Raw genomic sequence first — 14,166 nt, 5'->3', positions numbered from 1 at the left:
CAGCCGCGATCGGCGGCGCTTCACCGGCAAATGACTTTAAACCATCGACCGCCATCCAATCACCGCAAACCACCAATTACTCGCGATGAAAATTCTGGTTCTAAATGCCGGCAGCTCGTCGGTTAAATACAGCGTCGTCGAAACCGACGACCATTCCGTCTCGATTTCCGGCTTGCTGGAACGCATCGGCAGCGCCGATGCCCGCCATGCCTACCGGATCGGCGCCGACAACCGGCAAATCGACGCCGCCATCGCCGACCACGGCCAGGCGCTCGGCCTATTGTTCGAAACGCTGACCGCCAGCGGGGTCGTCAATGGTCAGCCGCTGGCCGGCATCGGCCACCGGGTGGTACACGGCGGCGAGAAATTCCGCGAACCAGCCATGATCGACGCCGACGTCACCCGGCAAATCGCCGAAACCATCCCGCTGGCACCGCTACACAATCCGGCCAATCTGTCCGGCATCGAAGCAGCGTTGCGGCAGATGGGCGAGATTCCGCAAGTCGCGGTATTCGATACCGCCTTCCACCACACGCTGCCCGACTACGCCTTCCGTTATGCCCTGCCCGGCCAGTTGTACAGCGAACACGGCGTGCGCCGCTACGGTTTTCACGGCACCTCCCATGCTTATGTCGCCAAACAAGCCGCCAAATTGCTGGGTAAGCCGCTGGCCGACACCAACCTGATAACCCTGCACTTGGGTAACGGCGCCAGCGTCGCAGCGATCGCCGGCGGCGTCAGCGTCGACACCTCGATGGGCATGACGCCGCTGGAAGGCCTGATGATGGGCAGCCGTTGCGGCGACATCGATCCGGCCATCGCCTTTTATCTGGCCCGCACGCTGGGCATGGACCTGAATGCGATCGACCAGCTCTACAACAAAGCCAGCGGTTGCCTGGGCGTCTGCGGCGAAAACGACATGCGCGCCATCCACGCCAAGGCCGAGCAAGGCGACGACTCGGCCAGGCTGGCCTTAGCGATGTACGCCTACCGAATCAAGAAATACATCGGCGCGTACTTTGCGGTACTCGGCCGAGTGGATGCACTGGTCTTCACCGGCGGCATCGGCGAAAACGATGCTTGGCTGCGCCAAACTTGCTGTGCCGACCTGACCGGCTTGGGCATCGTCGTCGATCCCAAGCTCAACGCCGCGCCGGTCAAGCCGGCCGCGATCCACCCGGCCGGCTCCCCGGTCGCGGTGCTGGTCATCGCCACCAACGAGGAATTGGAAATCGCGTTGCAGACCGCGGATTGTCTGGCAAAGCGGGCAACGTAAAGAGCGATAGTCCGGCAGCCTTTTCGCCTGCCGCGTTCCGTCACTGGAAAGACCGTGGATTTGACTCGGGCTACCGAATACCGCCGACGCTTTGCGGCCCCCGGTTCCACGCTTAAACCGCTAACCGGATTGCGGATCGGCCGCCCCTCCAAATCGTCCAGCGGGGAGACGACGCCTTGCCCACCCTGATGCAGCACATGGGTGTAAATCATCGTGGTTTCCAAATCGTTATGCCCCAACAACGCTTGAATCGTGCGAATGTCCGTGCCGCGTTGCAGCAAATGCGTGGCGAAGCTGTGGCGGAAAGTGTGCGCCGATACCCGCTTGGCGATACCGACTTGCCGCACCGCCACCCGAATCGCCTTATTGATGAGCGACTGATCGTAATGATGCCGCCGTGTCGCAGCGGATAAAGGATCGGCCGACAACGAACGCGCCGGAAACACGTATTGCCAACCCCATTCGCGCTCGGCATTCGGGTATTTTTTCGCCAACGCATAAGGCAGATAAACCGCCCCGTAACCGTCGGCTAAATCCTGATCGTGAACCGCCTTGACCTTGTCGAGATGGTTAAGCAACAACGGCGCCAGCGAGGCGGCAAACGTCGTCACCCTGTCCTTGTCGCCCTTACCGGAACGCACGGTAATTTGCTTGTAGGCAAAATCGATGTCCTGCACCCTGAGGCGGACGGCTTCGCTAATTCTCAAACCGCTGCCGTACAACAGCTTGACCACCAGTTGCGGTAAGCCCTCCAGCCGCGCCAAGACTTGCTTCACTTCGTCCACCGACAACACGACCGGAACATGGCGATGCGTTTTGGAGCGGATCGCGTCTATACGTTTGGTCAAGGGCTTATTCAGGACATGCTTATACAAAAACACCAAGGCATTCATCGCTTGGTTTTGCGTTGCCGACGCGACCTTACGCTGAGTCGCTAAGTGAGATAAAAAAACTTCTATCTTGGCCTCGCTGTCATCGAACAAAGCCTGCCGTTCCGTCATCCGATGAAACTTGACGAACTGCTTGATCCAATCGGAATAACTACGTTCGGTATGCAAGGAATAATGTTTCAGCCGCATCACGCGACGCACATCGTCCAATAAGGCTGGCGATTTGGTGCTTGACATAAAACACCTACCTGATAGAGTCAGCGGCAACATAATACGCAGGCAAGATTGCCTGATTTCCTGGCTAATAGCAAGTTATCGAGGCAAACATGCCCACTTTTCCGGATACGCAGGCAAAAGTGCCTGAAAAGGCGGTTAATATCAACTTATACGGGCAGATTTGCCTGATAATCAATAGTTATGTGGCACAACACCATGGCAACTGACCTCTTTCAGCTAGCAGACACCGTGCATGACGAAAAGACATTCCTTGCCTTCGTTGAGGCCCTGCACGCTGACTGGGAAGATGAAAATGAAAAAGAGCGTAAAACTCCAAGCCCTCCGTTTAGCTCAGGAGCAAACGGATGGGAAAACGGAAGTGTGGGTGCCTTTCTGGATGCTGCGGCAAGTTGGGGAAAGGCATCAAGTCAGGGGCTTTCCACATACACAAAACCAGAAAACCCTTGGCGTCGGGCGGCACACATTCTTCATGCCGGAAAGTTTTATGAGTAAAGTGCCACATAACACGTCGTTCGTGCCGACGCCCGAGACAACGCGCCAAGTTTCCTGGCGTTTCCGTGGCGGGCGCGGCACAACTCAGCGTTAGCGGCAAGAAAAATATGAATCAGACACTACGAACAGAATTGCTAGCTATGAGAGAGAAGGATATTTCTACTCGCGCTAGCTTGGTAGAGAGAGGTGAGCTTGATGACAAGGAGTATCACCCCGAAATGAGGTTGGTTCATGAAGAAAATAATAATAGAATAAAAGAAATAATTGAAGAGTTTGGTTGGCCACTGGAAAGCGAAGTGGGAGAAGATGGCTCTGAAGCAACTTGGTTAATTGTGCAACACGCAGTCCTAGAGCCAGAGTTTCAAGAGGAGTGTATTAACTTACTAAAGGCAGCAGTTGAAAGAAGTGAGGCCAAAGGATGGTACCTCGCCTATTTACAAGATAGAGTTTTAATATGCCAGGGTAAACTTCAAATTTATGGAACTCAGCATGAAGTGAAAGAAGGTTTAATGTATCCATTACCCACTGAAAATCCAGCGGAAGTAAATGTAAGAAGGGCTGCATTAGATCTTTGGTCACAAGAGGAACACACCGAGCATCTCCAAAAGGATTATGACAAAATTCAGTCAAACAAAGCGAGTCATGGGGGTTAGGTCAGCCGCTAACAATGCGCTTCACCCGACCAAAAACCGCGATGCGGTTTTCGTCGGGTGAGCTTGGTCGTTATAAAGCAGGGCCTGAAGATATATGGATGGGATACAACTTCTAATCAATGTAATAAATAAACTTCCACCGTATAAACTAGCGGCGCTTGTAGTAGCCTTCTCCGTTTGGATGTTTGGACTCAGATTTTTAATCAAAAAACACAGTCAACGGCTTGAATCTGAAAACAAGGAATTCACAGAAAATATTCAACTACACCTAGTGAGCGCCAAAGAGTGGCTTGTTTTCACAGTGTTTTTAATTACAGGATTCGGATTATTAGTATTTGCCGCAAATTTGTAAATTGCCTTATAACAACCACATCAACATGGAAAAAATAAAGCTACGTTCGCTATAGCTCACTCCTCTTTATTTTTCCTGTTATGTGGAGCGTTATGTGCAAAAGCATGAATAAAAGTTACGCCATCATCCATTGGGCTCAGGCCATTATTGGCATTATTTTTGGCCTGTTTGTGGCTAATGTGTCCTATGCCAATAGTATTGAAGGTAGACCAGACTTAACTCCTATTCGTGCGATATTATCGATTGTTCTTATATTGTACTCAGTCATGCAAATATGGGTTTTAATGAAAAATCAAATATCAAAAATTCAAATATTTGCGTTTCCAATTATTTACATCACATTTAGTATGTTCTGGGAATATTTAGCCAGAGGCTACACCAAGAATTGGTCACCCGCCACTCAGGCAGAAGCCACATACCAAAATGTAGTTTGTATGTTAATTTTGAGTTTTATTGTGTTTGCGGCGCTATTTACTACTTTCAAAAGGCGGGCAAATGTATAAAGCACATAACACAACGCTCAAAGGGACGCGCCGCCCGCTAGCCGTTTTGAAGTTTTGTTTTTTATCAAGGTGCGCCGGCTTCGCTCAATTCAATCAGCGGCGCGCCCCTTAGTTTGGCGTTAGACCTCACCGATCATGTCTACTGCATCATTTTCCACCGACGGATTTGTTCTCGTTTCTGGTGTATTGCCAGAGACGGAGTGCCTCGAAATTGCGGGTCGCATTACCCTTCCAGATCATCAATCGGCCGGTTCGCGTTGTCTGTTGGCGGAGCCCTGGTGCACGACCCTGGCCGATCGCATTCGTAGTTCCCCGCTTTTCGCTGGCCTCATCCCTCGCACCTCTGTCTGCGTCCAGTGCACCTACTTTGAGAAGTCGATCCAAAGAAACTGGATCGTGCCAATCCACCAGGATCTGAGCATCCCCGTCGTGGAACAGATATCCCATCCCCGCCTACACGGCTGGTCGAGAAAAGAGGGAGAATTGTTCGTCCAGTCACCGCCCGAAGTGCTTGAACAGCTTGTCGCTGTGCGCGTCCACATTGATCCTTGTGGCGCAAATGACGGCCCAGTCAGGGTCTATTGTGGCTCTCATAGCCTTGGCCGAATTGATCCAGCAGCAGCCGTTGCTGAAAAGAACAACTTCAAAGAAGTTGAGTGCACCGCTGAGGTCGGAACTGCCTTAGTCATGCGTCCATTGCTTCTGCATGCTTCCTCCAAAGCAACCGGCAGTAGCCTCCGGCGCGTTCTTCACTTTCTGTTCGGTCAGCCGATGCTCCCTTTAGGTTTGCGGTGGCGATATGCGGTCTAATCGGGTAAGGGCGAGCCGCGTAGGGTATGCACCGCATACCCTATTCAAGGTTTCCGATGAATCAAACTCCCAAGAAGGTACGCGATGCGTACCCTACATCGCTTGCAGCTCAGGCCATAAAATGCGTGCCATCTACGTTCTGTTTGCAATCGCTGCCGCCTTGAATTCGGCGATTGCGGCTACGGCAATCGAAACGGATGATCCATTGAAAGCGTTTGTGTTGGATCTATACCCCCGTGGCTCCGATTACTTCATCAACGGTAAGCACGATACCACCTTGTTTCGTTGCGTCGCCGACTTCAATGGCGACGCGCGACTTGACATCGCTTTATCGGAATTGAGCATTTGGGGAAATCGAACGGGGCCTTTTGATATTTTCACCCGAGAGCCGAACGGTCGATTCAAGTATCTTCGCACATCCGATTATGAGTCAAAGCTCAAAGCGCTCTGCCGCGAACGACTCGAATCGTGTTTCTCGAACGATTACCTGTCAACCGAGAAGTGTCAATGGAAAAATGAATTTGCAGAATAAGCACAGCCCTGCAATCAGAAAGATGTTTTATGCTGGTTCAAATCCAGCGGAGCGTTCAATGGATTTGACGGGTTACCAAATTCCAACTTTCAATCAAATCAACGAATACCGGAGTTACTATTTCTGCTCGCCGGTAACGACGTCGTTCATGGCGGGCGAATTCGACCGTTCCAAACGGCAGCGGATTTTATGGCGGGGTTTCGACCGCCTGCCGTCGAATTGTAAGGCGATATGCCGAGTTACACCGATCGAATAAGGTATGGCTTTATTCGAGGCCGGGCGGCGAATGTTAAACGGCTAGTGGAACGCGGACGTATGATCGGCTTGGTCCCCGCCTGCCGGGGATAGCTCGTCTGATAGGCCAGCCGTCGGCTGTTCTACGACCCGCATGCGCCGCACGTAAATCGACTATGCTGTCCCGATGATCGACTCTCCTTTTTCAAAGTTCAGCCTGACGGATCGGTCGATATTGGCACGATGAACGTCAAACCAGTCACCAAACAGGACTTCCCTCGCTTGAGGCGGCCATTCGCGGTTTGGCTGTTCGTGGCGTTTGCGCTCGGCACGAACGCGGCGGCGAAGGATAGCGGTGCGACCTCGGGGAGAAAAGCTGCCCGCAATTTGCCGGATATTGATGCGACCGAACCCGATGCCGTCTATATTGAACACGAAACCAATATTTTCCATAATGCGGCTGTCGCCAATCTTTCCGCGAATATCGGCCTGGCGCCGGGTTGGGATGCGGGCCTCAGTGTGTTGAACGCGCAATTTGCCTCGACGGCTTCCCCGGCGGCATCGTTCCAGCCGGATATTTTGGTGAATTTGGAAAAACATTGGACGGCTGAAAACGTACAAGTGATCGCGGGGATGCAGAACGGCTTGGGCATTGCCGCGTCCGGCAACGCTTTCATGAATCTTGCCTATCTGGAATATCAACGCCATCTACCGGATTGGGATGTCGATATCGACACTGGTCTTTATTACGCCAACGCGGCGCTCGCCAATCACGATAGCGCGGGTTTGCATCTGAATGTCGAATTGCCGGTATCGGGAGAACTGAGGTTTGACGCCGATTATTGGTCCGGATTCAACGCCTTGGGCGGTACGACTTTCCGATTGTTGTATCCGCTGTACCGGAATTGGCGGGTCGGCTTGGGCGTGCAGTGCCCGACGCTGGACGTCGGCGATCCTGTCGTCGGCGTTTTGGGTGTTTATTGGCGATAATTCCGACCTTGGCCAACGTTGATTGGGATTCGCGCGTTTTTCCGGCTCGGTCGGTGACGGGAATGACGGCTTTAGTCGCACTGGGATCGAACGTCCGTTCCGCCGTCGAACTAAAATATCGGGCGTTCGTTACCTGACGATGCTCCGACCCAGCGGCTTTCGAGGCGACCGAAGGACGCTTTCACAGCTTTTGTTAACGTTGGTATCCATTAATCTCTACCCACCATTTCGCGATGACCGAATTTATGTACGACATTGACAGCGTACTGATAGCCGGGGTGCTATTGGTTTCCATGCTTTTGGCCATAGAAAGCGGTTATCGACTGGGCTCTCGCTCCGAGCATGTCACCGGCGAGGATTTCAAGCAACACGTCAATGCAACCTCGGCGTCGTTGCTGGGGATATTGGCGCTGTTGCTGGGATTTACATTTTCGTTGTCGTTACAGCGTTACGATAGCCGCAGCGAGGCGGTGGTCGACGAAGCTAATGCGATAGGCACGACCTACTTGCGTTCGCGGATGCTGCCGGCCGGCGTGCGGGACGAAGTCGGTAAGTTGTTGCACGAGTATGTCGATCTGCGGGTGAAGGCCGGGGAAATCGATCTGACCGCTCATCAAACCCTAAGCGAGATGGCCGCCGAAACCGGCAGGCTGCACTCGGCGTTGTGGGACTATGCGCGGCGTGCGGTGGAACTCGACCCGAGACCGGTGACCAGCGGCTTGTTCGTGCAAACCTTGAACGAATTGATCGACAATTACGGTAAACGCGACGCCGAACTTGCGCGGCATGTACCTGAGTTCGTGCTGATCCTGCTCTACATCACGTTCATCATGACCGGAGCGGTAGTCGGCTATGCCACCGGGCTCGCCGGACATCGTCCTTCGTTCGTTACCCACATTTTGGTCGGACTGATCGTAATTTTGGTATTTATCATCGTCGATTTGGACCGTCCGCGCCGCGGCTGGATTCAAGTGAGCCAGAAAAGCATGCTCGATCTGCAGACCGATATTCGCGAACTCTCCGGCGTCGGCAAGCAATAAGACAATCCAAGCCAAGGCCATCGCCGGACCCATACGCCAGATTAGCGGTTTTTGGATGCTTCGTTTCCCGACTTCATCGACAAGCGTGCGGCATCAAGCCCGCCTCCAAACAGGCGTCGGAACCACGCTTGATCTCCCGAATAATTTCTAGTAGTGTTCCTGAGTCGAAAAAATGTGACCCAGGTCCGTTTGCGTTGTTCGGCGAAACCTCTAGGAAAACCTATCAACCGGGAGTTTTTATGAACCAGAATGTTTTAAGGGCAGGTGTATTGCTGTTGGCGAGTTTATCGAACGCGGTCGGTGCCGCGGTGTTGGATTTGTCGACCGACGGTTCCAATCCTACTCCGCTCAGTTTTTCCGCGGGCGACAACGTGGTCGACGTGAAATTGGACCCTAGCGCCGGCGCGGATTCGCGTTTTTTAGGTTCGACATCGGAGCTGGCTATCGACTGACTTCTATTCAATTACAGGCTTTCACGTTTAGCCAGATTGGCGGCAACCCCACCGCTACCGGCGTGGCGTTTTTCGGCTTGAAGCAAGGTACGACGATCACGCCCAGCGTTGTCGACCCGTCCGCTGTCGATGGCTACGCGCTGCTGGGCGCTCCGGTCGGCACGACCCCGATCAACGGCGTTATTCCCACGAATGTCGGGGAAGATGTGTTTCCAAGTCTGATCGCTACCGGGGCCTTTACCGGCACCCAATTGCCCGCCACCTTAGGGGTGGGCAGCTACACGGTTTGGTTGCGCGAAAGCAGAACCATGGACACGTTTTCGTTGAACTTTAAAGTCGCCGCCGTTCCATTGCCCGGCGCCGCTTGGTTGATGGGGTCGGTGTTGCTTGGCTTGGTCGGTTGGGGAAATCGACGCTCTCCCCGCTCGAACTCGGTTGCGGCTTAATCGCGGATGGGTTTACCCGTTCGTTAACTCTTCTCGAACCTTCGTCCCATCGGCTATCGCGCCGATGGGTTTTCAAATGTTTCCCAGCGTGCCTGAATTCGGAAAGGTTCTGGTCGTTCCTGATTGGGGTAGGCGTCCACGCCGTCGAGCGAAGCCGGAGCCCGGTTGATGTGGCCAATCGCTGCGGGCCAGCCACCCGTGACGGCGTCCCGACGCGCGGTTATGGACGTCAGTGTGGCGAACGGCTTCTCAGCACAATCAACGCTTTGCCATAATAAACTGCGATCAAGCCCCAGTTTCACGGAATAACTCGCCGCGCGGCCCCAAAAAGCCCTATCATATTAGCTATCTCTTATGTGAGACGGACTGAAAGGCGGTAGGGATTGCCGAAACTTTATTTCTCAATTGGAAATAAACAATGTATTCAGCATGGTATTGTAAATTAATGCCTGAGAGTTATAGTGAAGCCGTCTTCACTAACTCTGCGACTGAATTCAGTCCGGGATGTAAATATGAATGCTTCAAACAGCTTCTATAAAGATATTACCACCGGTTTATTGTTTATTATCGGTATGCTCGGTTTTCTGTCGGGCCAATTCGTAATTTCTACATCGATGTTCGGCGCGGCTTCAATTTTCAGCAATCTAACCTAAGTGATGCTATCGGGCCGTTATGGTTTCAGTTACACAACTCAAGGCGCTGGCGGTGAAAGTCCATGTCTTTCATCATCGGGTTGGGCGCCAATTCGCGTAAGGAGTATCACATGAAAATTCGAAAGGGCCGCGCAACGGTTAAAGTGAATGGGCTGGATTTTTTAGGGCGTTGAGTATCTGGCGAATACCGACGCGACATAAATTAAACGCGGCGATGCTGGTTTTGTTTGGCTTATTGCACATCGCCGATGGCGTGATTACTTATCTCGGCTTGAGCTTTACCGATGTCGACGAGGTCAATCCCATTTTAAATTACTTCGCCGGCTTGGTGGGTTTGGGACTGGCCATTACATCGCTGAAAGTGGCGATACTTCTGGTGATTGCTTTTATCTTCTTCGACCGTCACTCGATCAAAGGGCGTTGGGGTACGGCCACCTTGGTTTGGGCCGATGCCTTTTACAGTTGGGTGGTGACCAATAATTTTACATTGGTCATGGGTGCTTGATTCCTTCTAACGCACCCGTTTGAAAAGCGTGGGCTCGGTTCTTTAGGCTCACGCGGTGTTGATGTAAACCCCGTATTTCTATCGTCCGTTGCCTCGAATCCCGTTTCCCGCTCTGGCGGGAGGGGTTCCGGATTCGAAATCCCGCTTTTATTCCGATTCGTTAGCCACGACAAGGCAACCCTAAACCGTTCAATGTTGGACGCGGCAACCTCTTGCTCCTATACTGCGACCGCTTAACCGCCTGTCCAATTGACGGCCATTTCGAAACGCCGCCGGCTACGAAAAATTCCACATGAAAATTCCGTTCCTGACCTTGCTTGGCCGATTTTACGCGGCCCTGTTTATTGCCGGCTTGACCGGATGCGCCTATGTCACCGAAGGCAGCAAACTGGGGCCGATCACGCCACAGGCTAACGCGATGAGGCCGATGATAGAACATACGGTCGGCGACTTCGCGTTTACGATGGATGGCGGTGGTCTGGTGACTGATCATCTAGCTGGCGTGTTGATCAACCAGAACGTGCTGAATGCCTGGCTGGACAAAGCGTATATCCGCGATCACGAAGCGGTGGCGCCGGGCGAGTTTACCGAGCGGACCGATTATCGTCTGACCTTGTCCGGCAGCCAGCATGGCGAGTCTAGTATCGCGATGCAAATCGTCAGCGGACTGACGTTGTTTATAATCCCTTATACGGTTACCCAACATTACGATATTCGCTTTACGTTGGTCGATGCGAAATCCGGGATGTCTTACGCCGCTAAGGTCGAAGAAGCGAATAAAGCCTATATGGAATTGTTTTTGTGGCTGGCATTGCCGTTTGCCGCACACAACGAGCAGACCCTATTCGAGCGGATAGCCGACCATCTTTACGATCAGCTTTACCGGCAAGGCGCGTTTCAAACGACCAGAGCCCCGGTCGGCTTACCGTGAGGGGATTCGATTCCTGGACACTGTTAGGTCAATGCGAGCGCTATCCCCTCGCCCAAGCCTCGTCGGATTTGAATCCACGTTGGCGTGAAAGTCCACGCTCGGACTGGATTTTATCGATTAGCCATCCATTAATACTAAAGCCACTATGCATATTTGGGTTGACGCGGACGCCTGTCCGAAGCCGGTCAAGGATATCTTATTTAGAGCGGCCGAGCGTTGCCGATTAGGGACGACCTTGGTGGCCAACCAACCGATACCGGTTCCACCGTCGCGCTACATCAAAATGCTGCGCGTCAGCAGCGGCTTCGACGTGGCGGATAACGAAATCGTCAAACGGCTGGAACCTGGCGATCTGGTGATAACCGCCGATATTCCGTTGGCTGCCGAAGTCATCGCCAAGGGCGGTCACGCCATCGATCCGCGCGGCGAGCGCTATTCCAACGAAAACATCGGCGAAAGATTGCAAATCCGCTCGATGATGGACAGTCTGCGCGCCAGCGGTATCGACACCGGCGGTCCAGCGCCCTTGCATCCGCGAGATATTCAAGCATTCGCCAATCAATTGGACCGTTTTTTAGCGACCTTAAGCCGCGCCTGAAGGCGGTAATCATCCGCCACGCCGTTCGGCGAGGTGTTGTCGCGATCACCAGCAAGCCCCTTAGTGTTTCCGTGTCTAAGCGCTCCAACGTACCGACGTCGCGTATCGGACGCGCTAGTCTGTCGTTGGCTTTATGCCAAATCGTGTTGATCGCTGCCGGTATTCGGGCTGAATTGCCGTCGAATTGCCGTCGAATTGCCGGGAAGACATTAACATTTCGATGTTCCTGAGTTAGCTTCAACACCAAGGACAGAAAATGGAAAAAAGACTTCGTTGACCATTGTAAAAGCGGGATTCTGCTTATCGCTGCTTTCGCCGTTGCCGGCGTCAGCGACAAACGTCTACATCGACGTATCGAGCGGAACGCCGGTCATATCCAGCAACGATATTTGGTTTGCGCCGCTAGGTGGCGGCACGTCGGTGACGCAAATCATACCGGGCGGCTGGGCAATATCGTTTAGCATGGGAGGGGTATGGAACGGCTTTGGTGGTCCAAACAGGGGATTGGAACTGACAGATCTTTATACCGGGAAGTTAGTCGACAGTTTTGGCGTCGATTCGGTATCTTGGTCGGGTTTCCTGGATTACACCACGGTTTATTCTCAGTTATATATCCAGGACAGTGCCGGCGACGTCAGAGGACGGCCCCCAGGATCAACAACGCTCCGGTTTCCTCCGCAGTGGAAATTCCCGGGGAATTTCAAGTGGCGATGTCGAACATGCACACCGCCTACACCACGTTTGATGTTTATCTGAAAGGTTTCACCGTCAACGCATCGCCGATACCGCTACCGGCGGCTGCATGGTTGTTCGGTTCGGCGGTTTTCGGATTCGTTGGTTTGTCGCGCGGTCGCGTGAAACGTTCCGCCGGGTAATCGGTGAATAACCGCACTTTGACAAATCGCTCGGTAGCCTCGCGACGAACGCACCATCGTTGATGTTCATTCGCGGTTTTACAGTAATTTTGCCGGCATATCGGCGCGACCTCTTGGCGTCGCCGTCGAGAGATTGTCCAAGCCGGGCCGATTGGTGAACGGTATAGGTTAACGGCGTTAGGCCGTGCCCGGAATGGTTGTTACGATCCCGTTCAATGCGTTGAAGCGGGATCGAGCGCCGTGCGGTACTTATTTCTTGGTCATGAAAAAGTAGATGGACTGACATTTCAAGACCATTTTCGCGCCGTCTTTCTCGACGGCGGTGCAGGTTTCCATTTTAGAGCGGCCCGGTGCGGCTTGTTTGTTCAGTTTGCCGTTTTCCACCGAATAATTCAGTATCGCCTTCAACTGGTCGATTCGGGCGTGAGAGTCGGAGTCCTGGGTAATGCCTTCCAGGGTGCCGTCGTTTTTGAACGTCCAGGTGGTGTTCAGGCCGCGGGCGCCGCTGCCGTCGGCGTTCAAGGATTCCTTATCGATCTGCCAGGTGCCGAGCAACTCGGCTTGGGTCAATGGCTGTTCCGCCGCGCCGGCACCGAAAGAAAGAGTCAACAGCGCCAGCGCCGCCAGTTTGCGATAGGACATGATAAATTCCTTGAATTGCTTGTGGGAAAGGCTGCGATTGTAGCACGCTGGGTGCCGCTCGCTCAGTTGGAATGCCGCCGAAGCGTCGGTGGCGGGTCGCAATCGGCGAACAGCGCGCCGAGCGTCTCGGCCAGCGCATCCGCCGGACCGGCGCCAATGAAAATCAAACGGCCGCGTCTATCGTCGTTGGCGCGGGGCGGTAGCGGCGTTGCCGGGTAAAGCCGACCGGAAGCGGCCTGGATCGCGATCGGCCCATTGAAATCGGGCGGATAAACGACGCCCTTGATTCTCGGCAGCGCCGGACCGAGTTGGACGATGAGTCGCTGCAACGCGCTTTGCAATCGCGGCCAGTCGGGCGTTTGTTCGAAGTACAACGATACGCTTTGGAATGCATGTTCGATCGGATCGGCGTTTGCGGGCAGGCGCCGAAACAGAGGCAACGGCGCATTCAGCAAGTCGCCGGTATCAAGTTGTGCCAATGTCCTGGTCAGGATCGGCGTGGCCGGTGCCAGGGTTTGCAGGTACGCTTCGAGACTACGGAGCTGCGCCGGCTCGGCCAGATCGGCATGGGTCAGCAGCAAGGTGTCGGCCCAGACCGCCTGGGCTTTGGCTTCGGCATGGCGTTGCAAATGCTCGACGGCCGATGGAATCGCCAAGGTCGCGATCACCTGCCGGAGCCGGTAGCGTTTGCTCAGCCACGGTTCGCGCAACAAGGTGTCCAGAATCGGCTCGGGGCTGGCGATGCCGCTGGTTTCGATGATGACTCGCGCGAAAGGCTTGACCGTCGCACCGTCCCAGGCCATGCGCAAATTTTTCAAAGTTGGCGCCAACGCACCCTTGATCTGGCAGCACAAACAGCCGCCGGACAGTACCGTCATTGGGATGCTTTGGTTTTCCAACAAATCCTGATCAACCGGCGTACCGCCGAATTCGTTGATGATCACCGCCGTTTTGATGCCGTCCGCCAGCAGCCGGTTCAGCAAGGTGGTTTTGCCGCTACCGAGAAAGCCGGTGAGGATCAGGACCGGGATGGGTTGAGGCATATTGGCTGGCAT

17 protein-coding genes and 1 pseudogene are annotated in these 14,166 nt (G+C 53.8%); 14 read left to right on the top strand and 4 right to left on the bottom strand.

The window, feature by feature from the left end; all coding sequences use genetic code 11:
* Positions 1–85 precede the first annotated feature (85 nt).
* Positions 86–1,276: an acetate/propionate family kinase gene (locus tag ACP4CD_RS00845; RefSeq protein WP_426992985.1), complete on the top strand. Its 1,191-nt coding sequence runs from the start codon at positions 86–88 to the stop codon at positions 1,274–1,276.
* Between the two features lie 161 nt (positions 1,277–1,437).
* Here ACP4CD_RS00845 and ACP4CD_RS00840 read toward each other — a convergent pair.
* Positions 1,438–2,403: pseudogene (locus ACP4CD_RS00840) on the bottom strand (integron integrase); the annotation flags it as partial.
* 195 nt (positions 2,404–2,598) lie between these two features.
* Between ACP4CD_RS00840 and ACP4CD_RS00835 the strand changes: the two are divergent.
* From ACP4CD_RS00835 to ACP4CD_RS00780, 12 genes are all read left to right on the top strand, one after another.
* On the top strand, positions 2,599–2,895 hold the full coding sequence (locus ACP4CD_RS00835; protein WP_071159982.1) for a DUF7660 family protein: 297 nt from the start codon (positions 2,599–2,601) through the stop codon (positions 2,893–2,895).
* A 65-nt stretch (positions 2,896–2,960) separates the two neighbouring features.
* Positions 2,961–3,548: a DUF6624 domain-containing protein gene (locus ACP4CD_RS00830; protein WP_426992983.1), complete on the top strand. Its 588-nt coding sequence runs from the start codon at positions 2,961–2,963 to the stop codon at positions 3,546–3,548.
* Positions 3,549–4,004: 456 nt separating this feature from the next.
* Positions 4,005–4,403, top strand: coding sequence for a hypothetical protein (locus ACP4CD_RS00825; protein WP_157197848.1), 399 nt, complete (start codon positions 4,005–4,007; stop codon positions 4,401–4,403).
* 135 nt (positions 4,404–4,538) lie between these two features.
* Positions 4,539–5,213 (top strand): phytanoyl-CoA dioxygenase family protein, encoded by a 675-nt coding sequence (locus ACP4CD_RS00820; protein ID WP_082885495.1) that lies wholly within the window; start codon positions 4,539–4,541, stop codon positions 5,211–5,213.
* Positions 5,214–5,334: 121 nt separating this feature from the next.
* Entirely contained in the window at positions 5,335–5,745 is a 411-nt protein-coding gene (locus ACP4CD_RS00815; RefSeq protein WP_064027996.1) for a hypothetical protein, read from the top strand.
* 477 nt (positions 5,746–6,222) lie between these two features.
* Complete coding sequence (locus tag ACP4CD_RS00810; protein WP_426992981.1) at positions 6,223–6,969, top strand: hypothetical protein; 747 nt, start codon at positions 6,223–6,225, stop codon at positions 6,967–6,969.
* 233 nt (positions 6,970–7,202) lie between these two features.
* Positions 7,203–8,009: a DUF4239 domain-containing protein gene (locus ACP4CD_RS00805; RefSeq protein WP_082885494.1), complete on the top strand. Its 807-nt coding sequence runs from the start codon at positions 7,203–7,205 to the stop codon at positions 8,007–8,009.
* A 239-nt stretch (positions 8,010–8,248) separates the two neighbouring features.
* Positions 8,249–8,461, top strand: coding sequence for a hypothetical protein (locus ACP4CD_RS00800; protein ID WP_426992979.1), 213 nt, complete (start codon positions 8,249–8,251; stop codon positions 8,459–8,461).
* 62 nt (positions 8,462–8,523) lie between these two features.
* Positions 8,524–8,907, top strand: coding sequence for a hypothetical protein (locus ACP4CD_RS00795; RefSeq protein ID WP_426992977.1), 384 nt, complete (start codon positions 8,524–8,526; stop codon positions 8,905–8,907).
* 867 nt (positions 8,908–9,774) lie between these two features.
* Positions 9,775–10,065: a DUF5658 family protein gene (locus tag ACP4CD_RS00790; protein WP_426992975.1), complete on the top strand. Its 291-nt coding sequence runs from the start codon at positions 9,775–9,777 to the stop codon at positions 10,063–10,065.
* A 292-nt stretch (positions 10,066–10,357) separates the two neighbouring features.
* Entirely contained in the window at positions 10,358–10,996 is a 639-nt protein-coding gene (locus ACP4CD_RS00785; protein ID WP_426992974.1) for a hypothetical protein, read from the top strand.
* A 145-nt stretch (positions 10,997–11,141) separates the two neighbouring features.
* Complete coding sequence (locus ACP4CD_RS00780; RefSeq protein ID WP_426992973.1) at positions 11,142–11,594, top strand: YaiI/YqxD family protein; 453 nt, start codon at positions 11,142–11,144, stop codon at positions 11,592–11,594.
* 341 nt (positions 11,595–11,935) lie between these two features.
* Here ACP4CD_RS00780 and ACP4CD_RS00775 read toward each other — a convergent pair whose 3' ends face one another.
* Positions 11,936–12,058 carry a hypothetical protein gene (locus ACP4CD_RS00775; RefSeq protein WP_426992971.1) on the bottom strand — a complete coding sequence of 41 codons (123 nt, stop codon included), beginning with the start codon at positions 12,056–12,058 and terminating at the stop codon, positions 11,936–11,938.
* 216 nt (positions 12,059–12,274) lie between these two features.
* Here ACP4CD_RS00775 and ACP4CD_RS00770 point away from each other — a divergent pair, with 216 nt between their 5' ends.
* Complete coding sequence (locus tag ACP4CD_RS00770; RefSeq protein ID WP_426992969.1) at positions 12,275–12,469, top strand: hypothetical protein; 195 nt, start codon at positions 12,275–12,277, stop codon at positions 12,467–12,469.
* 249 nt (positions 12,470–12,718) lie between these two features.
* Here ACP4CD_RS00770 and ACP4CD_RS00765 read toward each other — a convergent pair whose 3' ends face one another.
* Positions 12,719–13,111, bottom strand: coding sequence for a hypothetical protein (locus tag ACP4CD_RS00765; RefSeq protein WP_168031381.1), 393 nt, complete (start codon positions 13,109–13,111; stop codon positions 12,719–12,721).
* Positions 13,112–13,173: 62 nt separating this feature from the next.
* Positions 13,174–14,154: a CobW family GTP-binding protein gene (locus ACP4CD_RS00760; protein WP_083386232.1), complete on the bottom strand. Its 981-nt coding sequence runs from the start codon at positions 14,152–14,154 to the stop codon at positions 13,174–13,176.
* Positions 14,155–14,166 lie beyond the last annotated feature (12 nt).

The sequence above is a fragment of the Methylomonas stagni genome (genome assembly GCF_050154735.1).
Taxonomy (GTDB): domain Bacteria; phylum Pseudomonadota; class Gammaproteobacteria; order Methylococcales; family Methylomonadaceae; genus Methylomonas; species Methylomonas koyamae_A.
This window is presented reverse-complemented; position numbering and strand designations above follow the sequence as displayed.